The sequence below is a fragment of the Aquabacterium commune genome (assembly GCF_004362855.1).
Lineage (GTDB): Bacteria > Pseudomonadota > Gammaproteobacteria > Burkholderiales > Burkholderiaceae_C > Aquabacterium > Aquabacterium commune.
The window spans coordinates 760,508-778,508 of sequence record NZ_SNXW01000001.1; the positions used below are offsets into that span (position 1 = coordinate 760,508).

The 18,001-nt window shown below is 66.0% G+C and carries 15 protein-coding genes; 13 read left to right on the forward strand and 2 right to left on the reverse strand.

Features of this window, described 5'->3' with window-relative positions:
* Positions 1–12: 12 nt before the first annotated feature.
* From EV672_RS03410 to EV672_RS03460, 11 genes are all read left to right on the forward strand, one after another.
* Positions 13–1,185 (forward strand): glycosyltransferase family 4 protein, encoded by a 1,173-nt coding sequence (locus EV672_RS03410; protein ID WP_133606204.1) that lies wholly within the window; start codon positions 13–15, stop codon positions 1,183–1,185.
* A gap of 1 nt (position 1,186) precedes the next feature.
* On the forward strand, positions 1,187–2,371 hold the full coding sequence (locus tag EV672_RS03415) for a glycosyltransferase family 4 protein (protein ID WP_133606206.1): 1,185 nt from the start codon (positions 1,187–1,189) through the stop codon (positions 2,369–2,371).
* Positions 2,368–3,435 (forward strand): CgeB family protein, encoded by a 1,068-nt coding sequence (locus EV672_RS03420; protein ID WP_133606208.1) that lies wholly within the window; start codon positions 2,368–2,370, stop codon positions 3,433–3,435. Before EV672_RS03415 ends, EV672_RS03420 begins: the two co-directional genes overlap by 4 nt.
* A 29-nt stretch (positions 3,436–3,464) precedes the next feature.
* Positions 3,465–4,934 carry a hypothetical protein gene (locus tag EV672_RS03425; protein WP_133606210.1) on the forward strand — a complete coding sequence of 490 codons (1,470 nt, stop codon included), beginning with the start codon at positions 3,465–3,467 and terminating at the stop codon, positions 4,932–4,934.
* A gap of 71 nt (positions 4,935–5,005) precedes the next feature.
* Complete coding sequence (locus EV672_RS03430; RefSeq protein ID WP_133606212.1) at positions 5,006–5,833, forward strand: glycosyltransferase family 2 protein; 828 nt, start codon at positions 5,006–5,008, stop codon at positions 5,831–5,833.
* Complete coding sequence (locus EV672_RS03435; protein ID WP_133606214.1) at positions 5,830–7,077, forward strand: glycosyltransferase WbuB; 1,248 nt, start codon at positions 5,830–5,832, stop codon at positions 7,075–7,077. Before EV672_RS03430 ends, EV672_RS03435 begins: the two co-directional genes overlap by 4 nt.
* Before the next feature lie 10 nt (positions 7,078–7,087).
* Positions 7,088–8,392: a lipopolysaccharide biosynthesis protein gene (locus EV672_RS03440; protein WP_133606216.1), complete on the forward strand. Its 1,305-nt coding sequence runs from the start codon at positions 7,088–7,090 to the stop codon at positions 8,390–8,392.
* A gap of 7 nt (positions 8,393–8,399) precedes the next feature.
* On the forward strand, positions 8,400–9,227 hold the full coding sequence (locus tag EV672_RS03445; protein WP_133606218.1) for a glycosyltransferase family 2 protein: 828 nt from the start codon (positions 8,400–8,402) through the stop codon (positions 9,225–9,227).
* A 2-nt stretch (positions 9,228–9,229) separates the two neighbouring features.
* Entirely contained in the window at positions 9,230–10,759 is a 1,530-nt protein-coding gene (locus EV672_RS03450; RefSeq protein ID WP_133606220.1) for a hypothetical protein, read from the forward strand.
* Positions 10,756–11,871, forward strand: coding sequence for an acyltransferase family protein (locus EV672_RS03455; RefSeq protein WP_133606222.1), 1,116 nt, complete (start codon positions 10,756–10,758; stop codon positions 11,869–11,871). Before EV672_RS03450 ends, EV672_RS03455 begins: the two co-directional genes overlap by 4 nt.
* Positions 11,868–13,385, forward strand: a complete 1,518-nt coding sequence (locus EV672_RS03460; RefSeq protein ID WP_133606224.1) for a hypothetical protein — start codon at positions 11,868–11,870, stop codon at positions 13,383–13,385. The genes EV672_RS03455 and EV672_RS03460 overlap by 4 nt, the downstream gene beginning before the upstream one ends.
* Before the next feature lie 24 nt (positions 13,386–13,409).
* Here EV672_RS03460 and EV672_RS03465 read toward each other — a convergent pair whose 3' ends face one another.
* Complete coding sequence (locus EV672_RS03465) at positions 13,410–15,248, reverse strand: acyltransferase family protein (protein ID WP_133606226.1); 1,839 nt, start codon at positions 15,246–15,248, stop codon at positions 13,410–13,412.
* Between the two features lie 226 nt (positions 15,249–15,474).
* Between EV672_RS03465 and EV672_RS03470 the strand changes: the two genes are divergently transcribed.
* Positions 15,475–16,002 (forward strand): hypothetical protein, encoded by a 528-nt coding sequence (locus EV672_RS03470; protein ID WP_133606228.1) that lies wholly within the window; start codon positions 15,475–15,477, stop codon positions 16,000–16,002.
* 396 nt (positions 16,003–16,398) lie between these two features.
* Positions 16,399–16,662: a hypothetical protein gene (locus EV672_RS03475; RefSeq protein ID WP_133606229.1), complete on the forward strand. Its 264-nt coding sequence runs from the start codon at positions 16,399–16,401 to the stop codon at positions 16,660–16,662.
* Between the two features lies 1 nt (position 16,663).
* Here the strand turns inward: EV672_RS03475 and EV672_RS03480 are convergent, their stop codons facing one another.
* Entirely contained in the window at positions 16,664–18,001 is a 1,338-nt protein-coding gene (locus tag EV672_RS03480) for a lipopolysaccharide biosynthesis protein (protein ID WP_166643432.1), read from the reverse strand.

An 18,001-nucleotide genomic window follows, 5' to 3' on the forward strand; every position in this document is an offset into this window, starting at 1 on the left:
GCCGTCACGACCATGAGAGTTGTCCTGTCGGTGATCGGCAAGTTCCACACCTTCGACCTGGCCCGATCCCTGCACGAGGCTGGCAACCTGGCCGCCATCTACACCGGCTACCCGCGCTTCAAGTTGCGCGACGAGGCCCTGCCGGCATCCCTGGTGCACACCTACCCGTGGCTTCACACGCCTTTCATGGCGATGTCGAACAAGCCGTGGATGACGCGCCGCGTGGCGGACGAATGGCAGCACCTGTCACGCGTGCTGTTCGACCGGCACGTGGCCGCACACATGCCGCCCTGCGACGTGTTCGTGGGCCTGTCCAGCTGCGCCACCCGCAGCGGTCAGCAAGCGCATCGCCAGGGCGCCAAGTACGTTTGTGACCGGGGCTCCACCCACATCCGAGAGCAGAACGCTCTGCTGCAGGAAGAGCACGACCGCTGGGGCGTGCCCTACACCGCCATCGACCCGCGCACGGTGGAGCGAGAAGAAGCCGAGTACGCCGAGGCCGACGTCATCACAGTGCCCTCCCAGTTCAACAAGGCCAGCTTCGTCAAGCACGGCGTGCCCTCTGAGCGCGTCCGTGTGCTGCCCTACGGCGTCAACCTCGGCCGCTTCCATCCGAGCGGCACACCCGACCCGAAGCACTTCGACGTGATCTTCGTGGGTGGCATGAGCGTGCGCAAAGGCGTGCCGGACCTCGTCAAGGCCTTCATGGACTTCCGCCACCCCGGCAAGCGCCTGAGCTTCGTCGGTTCGCCCTCCCCCGAGCTGATCGAAGACCTGCGCGCACGCGGCCTGTGGTCCGACGATTTCCGCGTGCTGGGCCACATCCCGCAAGAGCGCCTCAAGGACATCATGAGCCGCGCCCACGTGATGGTGCTGCCCAGCATCGAAGAGGGCTTGGCCCTGGTGCAAGCCCAGGCCATGGCCTGCGGTTGCCCCATCATCGCCACCACCAACACGGGCGCGCAAGACCTGTTCGAAGACGGCGTACAAGGCCACATCCTGCCCATCCGCCGCCCCGACCTGATCACCGAACGCCTGCAAGCCCTGGCCGATCAACCCGAGGTGCGGGACGCCATGGGCCAACGCGCGCTGGCACGGGTGCAGCAAGCCGGCGGCTGGAAGCAGTACGGCGAAGCGGCCATCAGCCTCTATCGCTCGCTGCTGGCCCAGCCCGCGAAGGCGTGACATGGCGCAGTCCAGCCCTCTGCGCGTGACCCTGTCGGTCGTCGGCAAATTCCACACCTTCGACCTGGCGCAGGAACTGAACCAACGCGGCCACCTCGCGGCCATCTTCTCGGGCTACCCGCGCTTCAAGCTCGCGGACAACAACGTGCCCAAGCACAAGGTTCACACCTTCCCCTGGTTGCGCGTGCCCTACATGCTGCTGTCGCAGTCGGGTGCGCTCTCGCACCAGCAACAGGGCTACCTGGACTTCCTCTGCTACAGCACGCTGGACCGCTACACCGCCTGGCAGATGCCCCCCTGTGATGTGTTCGTGGGCCTGTCTGGCGCCGGCTTCCTCTCCGGGAAAAAGGCCCATCAACTCGGTGCCCGCTATGTCTGCGACACCGGCTCCAGCCACATCCGCACGCAGAACGAGTTGCTGACCCAGGAGCGCGACACCTGGGGCGGCGACAGCGAGGCCGCGCATCCGCGCGTCATGGCGCGCGCCGAAGCCGAGTACGCCGAGGCCGACATGATCACCGTGCCCTCGTCCTTCAGCGCACAAAGCTTCGTGGCAAAAGGTGTGTCGGCCGCCAAGTTGCGCATCCTGCCGTATGGCGTCAGCCTCGGCGCCTTCCACCCGGACGGCACCCCCGACGCCGATCACTTCGACGTGCTGTTCGCCGGTGGCGCCTGCCTGCGCAAAGGCGTGCCCTACCTGCTGAAAGCCTTCCAGAAACTGCAACACCCGCGCAAGCGCCTGTGGTTCGCAGGCGCCTTCCCCAAGGACCTGATCGTGCAGATGCGCCGCGCCGGCCTGTGGTCTGACAACATCCACTTGCTGGGCCACCTCAACCTGAGCCAACTGCGCCAGCGCATGAGCCGCAGCCATGTGCTCGTGCTGCCCAGCATCGAAGACGGCTTTGGCCTGGTGATGGCGCAAGCCATGGCCTGCGGCTGCCCCGTCATCGCCACCGAGCACACCGGAGCCGCCGACCTGTTCCAGCATGGCGAGGCCGGGTTCATCGTGCCCATCCGCCGCGCCGACCTGCTGGCCGAACGCATGCAGCAACTCATGGACGAGCCCGCCACGCGACAGCAGATGTCACAGCATGCCCTCGCACGCGTCAGCGCCCTGGGCGGCTGGCAAGACTACGGCGACCGTGCCGTGCGCGCCTATGCTGCACTGACCCAGGACACCCCATGAGCCAGCGCATCCTCTACGTGGGAGACGACTCGCCGGCCAGCACCTCCCGGCACCGTGCCGACGCCCTGCGCCGCCTGGGCCACGAGGTCACCCACATCAACCCCTACCGCGACCTGCGCAAGCACCTCACGGGCTGGCGCATCATCATTCACTACCGCACGGGCTACCTGTTCATGCAGGGCGCCGTCCAGCGCTGGCAGCAGGCCCAGCAGGCCCGACTGGCGCCAACGGGTCGTTTCGATGTGTGCTGGGTCGATGGCGGCGAGTTGCTGGGCCGCCAGGTCACCGACGGGTTCCGCCAGATGGCCGGCAAACTGGTGCTGTTCAACCACGACGACCCCACCGGCCACCGCGACGGCAACCGCTTCCTGACCATGCTGCGCACCATTCCCCGCTACGACCTGTGCGTGGTGGTGCGGCCCTTCAACGTCGATGAATACCGCCAGCGCGGTGCCCGCGACGTGCTGCGCGTGTTCATGAGCTACGACGAGGTCCGCCATGCCGCTCCGCCGGACGATGGCAGCGTGCCACCGCAGTTCGACACCGACATCGCCTTCATCGGTCGCAACATTCCCGGCGAAGGGCGCGATGTGTTCCTGCACGAACTGGTGAAGGCCGGCCTGAAGCCTGCCATCTGGGGCGACAACTGGCAGACCTCACCGGTCTGGGCCGCGCTGCAGCCCTTCTGGAAGGGCCCATCGATTTCAGGCACAGACTACGTCAACGCCATGCGGCACGCGCGCATCTGCCTGGGCATGCTGTCCAAGGGCAACCGCGACGAGCACACCACCCGCAGCATGGAAATTCCCTACGCGGGCGGCCTGCTGTGCGCAGAGCGCACCAACGAGCACATGGCGCTTTACCGCGAGGGTGAAGAAGCTGTGTTCTGGCGTGATGCCGCCGAGTGCGCAGACGTCTGCCGCGCGTTGCTGGCCGACCCCGAGCGCATTGCGCGCATCAAGGCGGCAGGGCACCAGCGTGTGCGTGCCAACCAGGTGGGCGCGGAGGATGTGGGGCGTGCGGCGCTGCAGCGGCTTCTGGCTGACGGAAAGGCATTGACATGACCAAGGCACCCAGCATCAGCCCTCCGGCCATGGCGCTGCTTGCGCTGACCATGGGCGTGATCCAGCTCATGGGGCATGCCTATGCGTGGCCTTTCTGGGGCTCGATGATGGTGTTGACCGTGATCGGCTTCTGGGGCCTGGCGCGGCTGATTTTCGTACCTTCCTTTGTCACCGCGTGGACGGTGTATGGCGTGAGCCTGGCGCTGGCCTACGGCTTTGGCACACTCAACACCATGACCAGTGGCTATGTGGATGGCTCGGCCATGTACATGGTGAACTACGCGGGTCCCAGTGCGCTTGGGCGCGCTGAAGGTCTGATGCTGCTGATCGTGGCAGCCATGCTCTACATCGGCCACATTGACCCGAACAAGACGATCCCCACCGAACCCTTCACAGACACTGAACGATCCGCAACGCTGGTGCTGCTCATCGTGGTTTGCGCAGGTACGTTCATTGCATTGGCTACTGGACAGCTAGGGTTCCAGGGTGTGCAGAACGGTGCAGGCGACTCGGCCTTGGTATCCCCGCTGGCATCGCTGGTCACGTCCTGCCTGACCCCTGCCACTGCGCTGGCCATCCTTGCTTATGGAACCCAACCTGGTTCACGCACGCGTTCGTTGGTCATCTTCCTTTGCCTGCTGCTGGCACTCACGCAAATGACCCAAGGGCGTCGCCTGCTGATGTTCAATGTGCTGACTCTGCTCATGGCCTTTTTCGCTGTGCGGAGTGCCAAGGGCTTCTTCTCACCCAAGGTCATCGTGGCACTACTGGTGACCGTGGCTGTCGTGGCCGGTGCATCTCGCTTCTTCGTGTCCATGCGCATCGCGAGTTACTCACTGCCGGTCGATGCAACTTTGGCCGAACGCGTCGAGGGCGCTGTGGACGTCATCACCCGCCCTGAGCAGTCTGGCCTGAACGAACATCTGGAGCAAAACCAGAGCACCCGCACCTTCGTCTTGGGCTATGTGGGGGAGCTCATTGAGGCCTACGACAAGACCGGCCGCACCACACAAGGTGACCTGCTCACACTCAACGTTGCAGCAGCCATGCCCACGGCCATCTGGCCGGGTAAATGGCGCATCATCAGCCAAATTGGCTCCGATGAAACCGCCTGCCACGCCAAGCTGGGCATGCCTGCCTGGGATGCAGCCAACACGGTCATCACCGAAGGACTGTGCGATTTCGGCTGGACGGGCATGCTGCTGTATCCCATCGCCATGGCTGGCTTGATGACGCTGGCCGTCGTTGCCGTGCGACGCACCAACATCCTCATCCGCGCTTTGGTCGGGTTCGCCACCATCAAATCCCTGCTGGGCGTAGAGGGCGTGCTGACGGGCTACATCGTGGACCTGCGCAACACGGCGGTACTGGCCATTGCTGCGGCTTTGCTGGTTGCCATCTTCAACTGGTACCAAAAGCAGCCCCTTGTGATTCACCACCGAGAACAACGTGCCTTGCGCAAACAGCGCCTGGCCGAACTGCGCGCAGGCAGGCCGTGACAGCGCCCGAAACACATTCTTGACACATCGCGGCCACACAATCTGTCACTTCTTTGCCCGACCAGCCCACCATGACCCCCGTCTCGGTCCTCATCCTGACCAAGAACGAAGCCCAAGACCTGCCCGGGTGCCTGGACAGCGTCGCGTGGTCGGACGACGTGCACGTGCTGGACTCGGGCAGCACGGACGAAACGGCAGCGATTGCCACCGCCCGCGGCGCCAAGGTGTCGGTTCGGCCTTTTGACGGCTACGCCTCGCAGCGCAACGCGGGGTTGAAGCTGCCCTTCCTGCACCCATGGGTGCTGGTGCTGGATGCCGACGAGCGCATCCCGCCTGAGTTGGCCCGTGAAATGGGCGGGTTTGTCGCCAAGGCGCCCGCGAACGTGGCGGGTGGTCGCATCCGCCGCCGCGACATCTGGTGGGGCACCTGGCTCAAGCACGCGCAGATTTCGCCCTTCTATGTGCGCCTGGTGCGCGTGGGCCGCGCCCACTACGAGCGCGAGATCAACGAGGTCATGGTCGTCGATGGCGACATCCTCGACCTGGGGCAGAGCTTCGACCACCACCCCTTCTCCAAGGGCCTGGACCACTGGATCGCCAAACACAACGTTTACTCGCGCATGGAGGCGCAGGTCATTGCCAGCGGCCAGCGCGGCCAGCCTTCATGGCGCGAAGCCTTCTTCAACCCGGACTTCAACGAGCGCCGGGTGCACCAGAAAGGCTTGTTCTACGCCATGCCGGGCCGCCCCTTCATCAAGTTCGCCTACATGGTGCTGGCGCGCCGGGCCTTTCTGGATGGCTGGGCCGGCATCCGTTACGCCATCCTGCAATCCATCTACGAATACTTCATCGTCCTCAAGACCAAAGAGATGCGTGAAGGCCAGGGGTCCGGCTCATGAAGATCGTCCTCTACAGCGCCAACTTCGCACCCGAGCCCACGGGCATCGGCAAGTACTCGGGCGAGATGGCCCGCTGGCTGGTGAGCCAGGGCCACCAGGTGCGCGTCATCTGCGCGCCGCCCTACTACCCGAACTGGAAGCTGGCCGAGGGCTATGAATCGCCCACCTGGCGCCGCGAGTCCTGGCAGGGTGTGGACGTCTGGCGCGCACCGCTGTGGGTGCCGGCCAACCCGGGCGGCCTCAAGCGCGTGCTGCACCTGCTGAGCTTTGCCATCACCTCGCTGCCCGTGGCCCTGTGGCAGGTGCTGTGGCGCCCCGACGTGGTGGTGTGCGTGGCCCCGGCCCTGGTCAATGCGCCGGCCGCGCACGCCGTGGCGCGCCTGTCGGGTGCCCGCGCCTGGCTGCACATCCAGGACTTCGAGGTCGATGTCGCCTTCAACATGGGCCTGCTCAAAGGCGCCCGCCAGCGCCGCGTGGTGACCTGGCTGGAGCAACGCCTGCTGCGCCGCTTCGACGTGGTCTCGTCCATCTCGGAGCGCATGGTCGAAGGCCTGCGCCTCAAGGGCGTGCACGAAGACCGCATCCGCCACTTCCCCAACTGGGTGGACATCGGCCACATCCAGACGCTGAGCCGGCCCAGCACCTACCGGGCCGAGCTGGACATCGCGCCCGACACCCAGGTCGTGCTGTTCTCCGGCACGCTGGGCGGCAAGCAGGGCCTGAGCGTCATCCCCCAGGTGGCTCGCCTGCTGGCCCACCGCAGCGACATCCTCTTCGTCATCGGTGGCGACGGCGTCATGAAGCCGCAGCTGCAAGCCGAGGCCGAGGGCCTGGCCAATGTGCGCTTCCTGCCCCTGCAGCCGGCCGAGCGCCTGGGCGAATGGCTGGGCCTGGCCGACATCCACTTGCTGCCGCAAAGCCCCGAGGCCGAAGACCTCGTGCTGCCCTCCAAGCTGGCCGGCATGCTGGCCAGCGGCCGCCCGGTGATCGCCACATGCCGCGCCGGCACCGAGCTGGCCAAGGTGGTGTCGCAGTGCGGCGCCGTCGTGCCACCCGAAGACGCCCCCCGCCTGGCCGAGGCTGTTCTGGCCCTGGTGGACGATGCCGAGCGCCGCAGCCGCCTGGGCGCCCTGGGCCGCCGCCACGCCGAAGACCACCTGGCCCTGGAAGGCGTGCTGGGCCAGTTCGAACAAAACTGCCAGGAACTGCTGCCCACACCCGCCGTCACCCGCGTGCGGCAGTGAGGGGCGCGCCGTGACCGTGAGTGCCCACGCCGACCATGGCGCCACCCTGCGCCGCCTGCGCCGGGTGTTCTCGGTCGGCATGATCGGCAACGGCCTGACGCTGCTGACCAACTTCCTCATCCCGCCGCTGTTCATCGCCGCGCTCGGCACCGAGCGCTATGGCGCCTGGCTCTACCTGTTCACCATCCCCACCTCGCTGGCGATGTTCGACCTGGGCGTGTCGGCGGCGTTCTCCACCGACGTTTACAAGCACCACGCCTCGGGCGACAACGCCCTGGCCGCACGCTCCTTCAAAACGGGCGTGAAGGTCATCGGCGGGCTCATGGGCCTGGTGTTGCTGGTGGCCGCAGGCCTGGTGGGTTGGCGCTATGCCGCGGGGCCACAGGGCCCGGTCGATGTCGAGTTCCACGTCACGATGCTCCTGCTGTGTGCCTACGTGCTGTCGGGCTTCTTCTCGGAGCTGATGTCATCGAGCTACAAGATCGCGGGCCGCTACGACCAGTTCCAGCTGTTTGGCCTGGTCAGCAAGGCGGTGGAAATCGGCGTGCTGCTGGCGCTGATCCCGCTCAATGACTTCCGCCTGATGGCCCTGGCCATGCTGGGCGTGCGCGCCCTGACCATGTGCGCCACCACCGTGCAGGCCTTGCGCCTGACGCCAGAGCTGGCGCGCGGCCCGTGGCGCGGCCACATGCCTTTCAAGCACCTGGTGCTGCCCTCTCTGATGTACGCGGTCAACCCGCTGATCATGTTCATCGCGCTGCAAGTGCCCCTGCTGGTGATCGCGCCCTCGGCGGGCCTGACGGCGGTGGTGGCCTACACCACGGTGCGCACCCTGTCGCGCCTGCCTCTGCAAGTCAGCTCACAGATCAGCTTCTCGCTCTACACCGAGTACACGCGCCTGCAGGCCGCAGGCGAGCACACCACCGTGGCGCGCCTCTACCGCAAGGGCCAGTGGATGATCGCAGCGCTGTTCGCCGCCTACGCCCTGGGCGGCATGCTGCTGGGCCCCACCGTTTACTCGCTGTGGCTGAAGCACCTGCCACCGGAATTTCACATCCTGTTCGCGATCCTGCTCTTGGATGCGGTGTTCGAGTCCTTCATGCGCCACCGCATCTGCCTGAGCTCGTCCACCAACCAGCACAGCCGCGACACCAGCTTCCAGCTGTTCGCCGTGGGCCTGGCAGTGGCGTCCATGTGGGCGGTGTCGCACTGGACGCAGCAACTCAGTCACCTGCTCCTGCCCGCTTCGGTCGTCACCCTGTGCGCCCTGCTCTGGAGCCTGTGGCGTGACCGCCGTGCCCTGCCCTCGACCTGAACACACCATGCCTTTCCAGCCCCAAGACCTGCAGGTCGTCTTCATCACCTACAACCGCTCGCACCTGCTGGCGCAGTCGCTGGAGCGCATCCGCCAGCAGCCCCAACTGCAGGGCGTGAAGGTGATCTGCTCGGACGACTGCAGCACCGAAGAGCACCAGGCCGCCATCGCCCGCATGGGCTTTGACCGGGTGGTGAGCGCCCCCAAGAACGGTGGCCTGGGCCGCAACAACAACAAGGGCCTGCGCGCCTGCGACAGCAAGTACCAACTGATGGTGCAGGACGACTGCATGCTGCTCAACGTGCAGGCTGTGCTGGACTCGGTCGCCATCCTGGAAGCCGACCCCAGCGTGGGCATGGTGCGGCTGCATGGCAACCCTTCCCACTTTCCTCTGATTGAGCGCGAAGTCCATGGCGTACGCTACTGGGTTGCCGATCACACAGCACCTGCGTACGAAGCACAGAAAGGCACGTTGCCACGACGCCGCGTGTACTCGGACCAGCCGCATGTGCGTCGTCGCGAACTGCACGAGCGCGTGGTGGGTTACTACGCCGAAGGCATCCAGATGGAGCGGACCGAGCGCGATTACGAAGACCGCATGGACGCCCAATCGGAGCTGTTCGTGGCCTTCCTGCACCCCACCGAAATCAACACCTTCGACCACCTGCAGCATGGCGAAAGCATCCGGCTGGCGTCGGCCAAGAACCGCATGGATCGGATGATCCTGAATGTGCTGGAGCCGCTCAAACTGCGCGACACCTGGCTGTACAAAGGCCTACGCAGCCTTTACCGCAAGGTACAGGACGCACTGGAAAACGCTGGCTTGTTGAGATGAGCATGGACGTTCCGCACCTCATCACCAAAATGGCAACCCTGCAGCGCGGCGCTGCGCTGTTCGTGCTGGCCTGGTTGTTGGTGCAAGTGCTGGCGCGCACCCCGTTCCTGAACGCACCGCTGCAACGCTTCTCGCGCGCCGTCACACCCATGTTGCCCTGGTGGCTGCTGGCCTGTGCAGTGCTGTATGCCGGGGCCTACCTGGCCTACCCCACCCATGCAGACCACGTTGAAGCCTCGGTGCTGGTGCTGGGCGAGCACGTGCGGCGCGGCCTGCCCCTGTACCCCACCGACCTGGGCTACACCATGGACGGGCTGCTCTATGGCCCCCTGCTGGCCGTGCTCAATGCCTTGGTGCTGAGTCTGTCCATCGATGCCTTCCTGGGCAGCAAGCTGCTGGCCCTGGCCAGCACCGTGGTGGCCGTGGGCCTGTGCGCCACGCAACTGCGTGACCGATGCGCCCTGCTGTACCTCGGCTTCCTGGGCGCGTTCGACCTGCTGTTTTTCAACCGGGCAGAGCCTCATCTGTTGTTGCTCACCGCCCTGGCTTGCCGCTGCATGGGCATGAGCGACGCAGGCCGGCGTGCCTGGCTGCTGGGCTTGCTGGCCGGCCTGGCCGCCTCGCTGAAGGTGCATGGGGTGCTGTACATCGCCGCGGTGTACCTGTGGGCGCAGCCTGATGGCCTGCGCCGACCGGCCCTGCTGCTGCGCGTGGCTGCGGGCGCCCTGGTCACAGCCCTGCCCTGGTTCCTGCTGCCCGGCATCAGCCTGCCCGGCTACCTGCACTTCCTGAAGCTGGCCAGCCTGCACGGCATCGAGCCGCGCATCCTGCTGGACAACGGCATCTTCCTGCTCGCCTTGTGGCTGCCGCTGCTGGTGCTGCGTTGCCCCTGGCGCAGCGTGCTCGGCATTGCCGCGCTGGAGTTGCTGGTGGCGGTGTTGGGTGCCAAGAAAGGGGCGGGCTGCTGGCACCTGCTGCCCTTCGTGGTGCTGCATGCCCACATGCTCGACGCCTTGCTCAGCCAACGCAGCCCAGCCAACCGCCACCCTCGCGCCGAACTCATGGCCTTGCTGCCCATGCTCAGCCTGGCAATGAGCACCGCCTTCGCCTTGGCGCCCGGCATCCGCCACCACCTGCAGCAGCGCGACGACATCGCCCAGGCGAGGGTGGCGTTGCGCGAACTTGCAAGCAGCCACCCCGGCCTGGTGCTGGCCACGGGCGCTGAACAAGGCTATGAACTCAGCTACCTGCGCATCGACCTGGAGCAGCTGGGCGTGCGGCAAATCGATGTGCCCGCTTTCATCGACCTGCAATGGGCTGGCGTTCAGGATGCCCCCCTGGCGGAGGCCCTGGGCCAATGCCGCATCCCTCACCTCGCTGTGCCGAGGGGCGAGCCGGCTTTCGCCAACCTCAGCGGCTACAGCGGGCGCCCCTTGTTCAGTGATGCCGTTCGCCTGGCCTTCGCTGCCCGCTTCGTGCGTGTGGTGCAGACCGCTCATTTCGACCTTTACCGCTGCCAGGCACCCACATGAACGCCCCTGCCACACCCCGCCTCCACCTCCAGGCGCTCGACATCCTGCGCGGCATGTCGGCCCTGGCCGTGTACGTGGCTCACCTCACACAGCAGTTCCTGCACCCCGACGCCATGGGCTGGGCCGGCCAGGCGCTGGAGCTGCTCGGCGTGGTGGGTGTCGCCGTGTTCTTCGTGCTCAGTGGCTTCCTGATCCACATGGGCGGGCTGCGCGAGCGCGAACGCTCGGGGCAGCAGGACTGGGCCCAGTACGCGCGCCGCCGTTTCCTGCGCATCGTGCCGGCCTATGTGCTGGCGCTGGTGGTGTACGCCCTGGCCAGCCCGCATGTGCACTCCAACATGATCACCGAAGCCACCTGGCGGGGCTTCGTGTCGCACCTGTTCTTCGTCAGCAGCTTCGTGCCGGGTGAGTACCAGTCCATCAACGCCATCTTCTGGACGGTGGTGGTCGAGCTGCACTTCTACGCCCTGTACCCGCTGCTGCTGCGCCTCACACGCGGGTGGCAGCCTTGGGCGGTGTTTGGCAGCACTTGGCTGCTGGGCATGGTGTTCTTCTTCGGAGCATCTGCGCTCACACAGGCCGGCGACGTGCGGGTGATGTGGCAGCACATGGCGCCCGGCCTGTTCTGGAAGTGGACGCTGGGCATGTTGCTGGCCGAGATGGCTGTGCGCAGCCATGCACCGTGGCTGCGCACCTTGCTGTCGCGCACATGGCTGCTGCCCGCCGTGCTGCTGGGCATCTGGGCAGGCACCTTCCTGTGGCAACAGCCTGCGCTGGCCTTGAACTACAAGCGCTTCGTGCTGCCTTTCTTCTGCGCAGCGCTGGTGGGCCTGTTCCTGTTCTCAGGCCTGCGGCACTGGCGTTCGGCCCTGGGTGAATGGCTGGGCGACATCTCGTACTCGGTTTACTTGTGGCACCCGCTGGCGCTGGCCGCAGCCGCCGCACTGCCGCTGCCCAACTTCGGCACACAGGTGTTGGTTTCGCTGGGGCTCACGCTGCTGGTGTCCCACCTCAGCTTCAAGTGGGTTGAGCAACCCATGATGCGGCTGGCACGCACAGCCCCACCCGCCGTTTCGCACACACGTCCCAACCTTTCTGAGACCCGGTCATGACACACCGCGCTTTGCTTGCCAAATTCAAGGGCCCCCTGCTGGCCCTCAGCCTGCTTTGGGTCGCCGGCTGGCTCTGGTTCACCTGGGGTTACTGGGAAGACGACGCCTACATCCACCTGGAGTACGCGCGAAACTTCCACGATGGCCGAGGCTTCATGTTCAACGGCCTGGTCAGCAATGGCGACACCTCACCCCTTTGGGTCGTGCTGCTGGCGGCTGCCCTGGGCACCGGCCTGGCCTGGCTGGTGGCGGGCAAAGTCCTGACCATCTTGTGCGCGGCCTTCACCATGATCATGCTGTGGCGCTTTGCCAGCCGCCTGCGCGAAGACGCTGAACTGGATGCCAACAGCCTGCCGGCCTGGATGCTGCTGATCTTCGTGGCCAGCCCCTACTTCTGCTACTGGGCCTTCTCGGGCATGGAGGCCGTGGGCGCAGCGGGCTGGCTGATGATGCAGTCCATGCTGCTGATGCCGCGTCGCGCGAGCCTGGGCACCCTGATGGCCGCGGCTCTGAGCATCGGTTTGGGCCCCGTGATCCGACCGGAAATGGTGCTGATGTTCGCCGCCGGCGGCCCCTTCCTGCTCTACCAGTGGTGGCAGGTCACGCAAGGCATGTCGGCCGCGCGCCGCGGTGCCGTGTTCCTCACTGCGGCAGTGCTGCTGGCACTGCCTCTGGCGGTATGGAGCGCTTACGCCCTCCAGGCTTTCGGCTACGTCATGCCCAACACCAACGCCGCAAAGCGGGCTGCGCCTGACAGCTCGGTCGTGCTGCGCATGCTCAATGTGTTCGGCTTGGGCTTCCCCGGCGTGCTGCTGGCACTGGCTGGCTTGGCAGCAGCGCTCGGTGTGCCCGCATTGCGTGCAGCCACCGCCGGTACACCGTCGCGCACCCGCATGCTGCTGGGCATCCCAGCCAGCGCGGCGCCCATGGCTGCCTGGCTGGCCTTGGTCACGCTGTTCTATGTGTTCAACCAAACCTATGTGCAGACGCGCTATGCGCTCGTCATGGCGCCAGGCCTGACCTGCCTGCTGTGGGTGCTCGCGCTTCGCCACATGCGCAGCGGGCTGGTCAATGCGCTGTCGGTGACCACGGTGGCCTTGTGTGTGGCTGGCAGCCTGTGGATGGCACGCCCTCACCTTCGCAACAAGATGGAAGTGATCTCAGCCATCGACCAGATGGCGCGCCACATCCAGGCCACCGTGCCGGCAGGCCAGGGCATTGCCGTGTACTCCATCGGGCAATACGGCTTCCAACTGCGCCAACACCCCCTGATCGACATCGGTGGCATCACCCGGCCCGAAGCCAGCAAATACCTTTTCGAAGGCGGCGACAAGATGCTGGCCTGGGCCAAGCGCGAAGGTGCTCGCTACTACATTTCTGGCGAATCGCCAGAACCTGGCGCAACCCTGCTGTACGAAACACAAGGTCGTGTGACGGGTTGGTACTTCCAAACAGGGGCTTACGACGCGCCGGCCATGCACCGGCTATGGCTGCTACCAGCCACCGCGCCTTGACTTGACCCAGGTGGCGGCACCCTGTCAGCGGGGCAGGCTTTGCAAGGGCCGCCCCAGTGCCTGTTCATAAGCCGTGTCATAGAGCACGCGCGGCCCGATGTGCACCGCGCCATGCTGCGTCAGATGCACCCGATCAGGTGTCAGCAGGTGGCCTTGGGCATCCGTGATGGGCATGCGCCATTCGCCCACCATCACCCGATCGTAGATTGACACGAAGTGGCTGGGGGGCACCTTGCCCTTCAACGCCAACTCCTCATCGCGCGCCACTTTGACCACCGCGTTCGATTGATTGGCTCGCTCTGCCGCCGGCAAGCGCACCACCCAGTTCAGGTTGTAGCCAAAGTGCTTGCCCCCCATGTAAAAAATGGCCTTGCCAGCTTTGTGAGCCGCCGCGATGTTCTCGGTGACGCACCGGATGCGGGCCCCGCCACTGGCATAGACGATGACGTCTGCCTGCCGCAACAAGGTGGCGTGCACCCCCGTGACCTCGCCCAGGCACTCGGGGAAATCGTCGCGGTACACGAACTCAAGCTTGGCCTGTTCGAAGGCCTCCAGGTTCATGTTGACGAAGTCGCGGGCATAGCTGTTGCCCTGCACCAGCACCTTGCGCACACCGGGCACATCGCTGCGCGGGAAGGCATCCAGCTTGCGCTGAAAGATGCGCTGGTTGTAGCCGATGTACATGCCGGGCTGCTGGGCCACTGAGGCATCGAACATGCGCTCCGGCATGCCCTGGCGCAGTTGCACGTAGCCGCCCACGGCCACGAAGCACAACGAACCCACCAGCGCACCGCCGAACACCATGGCCCGGCTGACCCGGCCCTTGGCCCGGAAAGGGGCCTCGATGAAACGCCAGCTCAGGTAAGCCAGCAGCAAGGACAGCACGCTGAGGGCAAGCATCAAGCTGGGCGTTGGCGCCTCTGCCTCAAGGATGCGCGCGAACGCGAACAAGGGCTGGTGCCAGAGGTAGGCGCTGTAGCTGATCAGCCCGATGGTGACAGGCACCTTGCTCGCCAGCAGGCGCTGCACCCAGGTGCCCGGCGTGGCACACACGATGATCAGCACCGCCCCCAGCGTGGGCAACAAGATGAGCAAGCTGGGCGATGGCACGGACTCGTCGAACGTGAGAACAGACACCACGATCATGGCCAGGCCCGCCAGGCTCAGGCCTTGGCGCAACCCGGCAGACAGCACCGGCTGCGGGCGCAGCAAAGGAAGGGCCGCGGCCATCGAGCCCATCAACAGTTCCCAGGCACGGGTGGGCAGCAGGTAGAAGGCCGCATTGGGCCAGGCGCGTGAACCCCACTCTGCCGCCACCAGGCTGCACAGCGCCAGCAACGCGAACAGGGCCATGAGCGCCGCGGGGCGCCAGCGCCGGCACAGCATCAGCAACAAGGGGAAGAGGATGTAGAACTGCTCCTCCACGCCCAGGCTCCATGTGTGCAGCAGGGGCTTGAACTCGGACGCCAGCGACCAGTAACCCGAGGTCACCATCAACAGCACGTTGTTGGCAAACAGCGAGGTCGCCACCAGGGACTGCCCGAAGTTCTTGAACTCGTTGGGCAGCATGCCCCAGTAGGCGACGGGCAGGCACGCGGCCATGACCACGAACAGCGCAGGCAGGATGCGCCGGGCCCGGCGCTCGTAAAACGTCAGCAGGCTGAAGCGCCCTTGCGATGTCTCGGCCAGCAGGATGGAGGTGATCAGGAAGCCGCTGATCACGAAGAACACGTCAACGCCCACGAAACCACCGTGGAAGATCTTGAAGCCAGCGTGCGAGAGGATCACGGGCAACACGGCCACCGACCTGAGGCCATCGATTTCGGGGCGGTACTGCATGTGTGAGGTGTGAGGGGCTTGCATGGACAGGTCGCGCAGGAGATCACCCAACGGTGTGCGGCTCAGAAGCCGGCCAGTGTGTCAGGAAGTGACGGCAATCCCATGACGCACCGCCCTTGATCTCGGGGATCCTCGCCCGACACACACACCCTTCAGTGGGATGCATGCCCGCCATGGTTTGGCTAAGGTGCCCCCGACCGCCCGGCAAGGGGCCGCGGCGGCCACCCACGCAGTACAACGAAAGACAGAGATGAGCCAAAACTTGATCCAACTGACCCTCACCGCAGAGGACTACGCCGCCATCGACGGCGCACTGACGACCCTGGAAACCCGCCTGGCGACCCTGATCGACCTGAGCGTTGAAGAGCGCCGCGGCCTGGTCCGCATGGGCGAGAAGTCCGAAGCCTTCTGCCGCCAGACGCTGATGGCCATGAACGAGAACCGCAACTTCATCCCCGCCAGCGTGGGCCTCGACGACGCCCAGGCCGACCTGGACCAACTCGACGCCCTGCGCCGCCGCACCCTGCGCCTGCAACGCCTGGCGGGCCGCTGCGAAGACACCACCACCGCCCTGGGCAGTGACGTCATGAGCACCTCGCTGGAGGGCTACAGCCTGTTGAAGATGCTGGGCAAGGGCAGCGGCCTCGCACCGCTGCGCGAAACCATCGCCAGCCGCTTCAGTCGCCGCAGCCGCAGCGCCACCGATGACACCGCCACCGCGGAAGGTGGCTCGTCCGGAGCGATCTCTGCGCCAGCCAGCGCTGGCAACGCCGCGTAAAGCGCGAGCCTTGGCGCGCGCAAGGGTCAAAGTCGTCGCTTTTCACGACAAGCCTGGCCCCAGGCGACGCGATTTTTGAGTCGCTTCGCGCAAACGACGCCCCTTTTTGGGGCGTCGTTGTCGTTCAGGCTGGGCAACTTCGGCGCACAAAGCGCGAACAGAGGCGCAGGGCGACAAAAAAGATCGCTTGCGGAGGGGGAAAGACGGCACTTAAAGCGCCACGGCATCCAAGCCTCAGTCTCGCGGCACCTTGTAGATCAAAGCTTCGACACCGCCGTGAAGAAGCGCTCGAACGGCTCGCGGGAGGAGCCCACGTAATGGTCAGCTTCTGGCGCCCTCGTTCTCGGCGTCTGGTTGCTCGGTTTGTTCAGCATTGGCTTCGGCTCAACAGATCGCGTGACACGCTGGATCAACGCTTGGCTACCATCTGGCCTGGTGCGACAACTCGGGTTGCTGACCTTCCCTCTGTACTTGCTGCACAACAACGGTGGTCTGCTGCTCAAAGACGCGTTGCGCGGCCAAGGCGTGCCCAACAACAGCGCGACCCTCATCAGCGTGACAGCCATCCTGGTGATGGCAACGGTCATCGCAAGGCACATCGAACCACCGTTGGCCCAGTGGTTGAAGACGCGGTTGCAGCCACTCGCGCACCGCCCGTGACTCAACGCCCCCGAGAACCGGGTGTGGGGTCAACGCCCCGGGTGAAAGCACTTGCCCCATCCCCCGACGCCTTCCAAGCCGCAGGCAACACCCACGCCAGCATCGTCACCTCCACCAGCAGCAAGGCCGCCAGCAACCCTTGCATGCCGCCCCAGTTGCCAGCCAACGCCGCCAAGCCCAGGCCCACGGTGTTCGCCCCCAGGAAGACCACGCTCAGGCGCACATGGGTGTTGGTGGCCGTCAGCACGATGGAGCTCACGTTCCACACCGCCGACACCCACGACACCGCCAGCAACCACAGCAGGGTGCCCTGGTCGTGGTGGCCGTGGCCCAACCACGCTTGGCTGATCCACGGGCCCAAGAGCCCCAGCGCCCCACAGGCCAGCAGGCCCAGGCCAGCGGTGAGCGCCCAGGCGGTGCGGTGCAGGCGCCGGATCTTGCCCAGGTCGCCCTCGCCATGCGCGCGCGACACCTCGGGCGACACGGCGTTGTTCAGCACATTGGTGAGCTGCACCGGCAGGCGCGCCAGCGTGCGCATGGCCGAGAACACCGCCACCGCTGCGCTGCCGTACAGGCTGCCAATGAGCAGGATGGGGCCTTGCAAGGCCAGGGCATAGGCCACCGGGAAGGCCATGAAGGCCAGCGAGGGCCACAGCAGGCGGCGCAGCATGTGGGGGTCGGCCGGCACGGCGGGCTGGAACAACCAGGCGCAGCGCCGCCGCAGCAAGGCCCACTGCCACACCAGCATCAGCGCGCGCACCGCCAGCGTGGCCGCGCACAGCGTCAAGGCCGATTGGCCCAGCCCCAAGGCCAGGGCACAGGCCAGGGCCTCGGCCAGCCGGGCCAGGTTGGCCCAGGTTGTGCCCAGGGCGTTGAAGCCGGCACAGCGGAAGCCCGCTTGCACCACGCTGCCCGAAAAGCCCAGCGCCACCTGCAAGCTCAGCATGAGCAGGATCAGGGCCGCGTCATGGCCCGGGATGTGCGACAGCGCTGGCCACCCCAGGCCCATGCAGCACAGCGCCAGCACCACGCCGAGCAACACGGCCAGGGCCGCAGCCATGCGGGCCACGCTGCGGGCGCCGCGGAAGGTTTGCTGCGCACCGACCAGGTTGCCCGCGCCTGCGCGCATGGCCATCTCGTTGCCGGCGGCGGAACTCACGCCCAGGTCGGCCAGCGCCAGGTAAGCCGGGATGGCCGAGAGGATCAACCACTCGCCATACAGGCCCGCGCCCCAATGGTGGAAGTACAGCGGGGTCAACAGCAGTTGCGTGCCGATGGTCACGAGCTGGCCAAAACCGTTGGCCGCCAGGGCCGCGACGATGCGTTGCTTGGCCGACAT

What these genes read in the sequence shown, in the direction of transcription:
- EV672_RS03410 (WP_133606204.1), top strand. Translation starts at nt 13, where the DNA reads ATGAGAGTTGTCCTGTCGGTGATCGGCAAGTTCCACACCTTCGACCTG.
- EV672_RS03415 (WP_133606206.1), top strand. Translation starts at nt 1,187, where the DNA reads ATGGCGCAGTCCAGCCCTCTGCGCGTGACCCTGTCGGTCGTCGGCAAA.
- EV672_RS03420 (WP_133606208.1), top strand. Translation starts at nt 2,368, where the DNA reads ATGAGCCAGCGCATCCTCTACGTGGGAGACGACTCGCCGGCCAGCACC.
- EV672_RS03425 (WP_133606210.1), top strand. Translation starts at nt 3,465, where the DNA reads ATGGCGCTGCTTGCGCTGACCATGGGCGTGATCCAGCTCATGGGGCAT.
- EV672_RS03430 (WP_133606212.1), top strand. Translation starts at nt 5,006, where the DNA reads ATGACCCCCGTCTCGGTCCTCATCCTGACCAAGAACGAAGCCCAAGAC.
- EV672_RS03435 (WP_133606214.1), top strand. Translation starts at nt 5,830, where the DNA reads ATGAAGATCGTCCTCTACAGCGCCAACTTCGCACCCGAGCCCACGGGC.
- EV672_RS03445 (WP_133606218.1), top strand. Translation starts at nt 8,400, where the DNA reads ATGCCTTTCCAGCCCCAAGACCTGCAGGTCGTCTTCATCACCTACAAC.
- EV672_RS03450 (WP_133606220.1), top strand. Translation starts at nt 9,230, where the DNA reads ATGGACGTTCCGCACCTCATCACCAAAATGGCAACCCTGCAGCGCGGC.
- EV672_RS03455 (WP_133606222.1), top strand. Translation starts at nt 10,756, where the DNA reads ATGAACGCCCCTGCCACACCCCGCCTCCACCTCCAGGCGCTCGACATC.
- EV672_RS03460 (WP_133606224.1), top strand. Translation starts at nt 11,868, where the DNA reads ATGACACACCGCGCTTTGCTTGCCAAATTCAAGGGCCCCCTGCTGGCC.
- EV672_RS03465 (WP_133606226.1), bottom strand. Translation starts at nt 15,248, where the DNA reads ATGCAAGCCCCTCACACCTCACACATGCAGTACCGCCCCGAAATCGAT.
- EV672_RS03470 (WP_133606228.1), top strand. Translation starts at nt 15,475, where the DNA reads ATGAGCCAAAACTTGATCCAACTGACCCTCACCGCAGAGGACTACGCC.
- EV672_RS03480 (WP_166643432.1), bottom strand. Translation starts at nt 18,001, where the DNA reads ATGTCGGCCAAGCAACGCATCGTCGCGGCCCTGGCGGCCAACGGTTTT.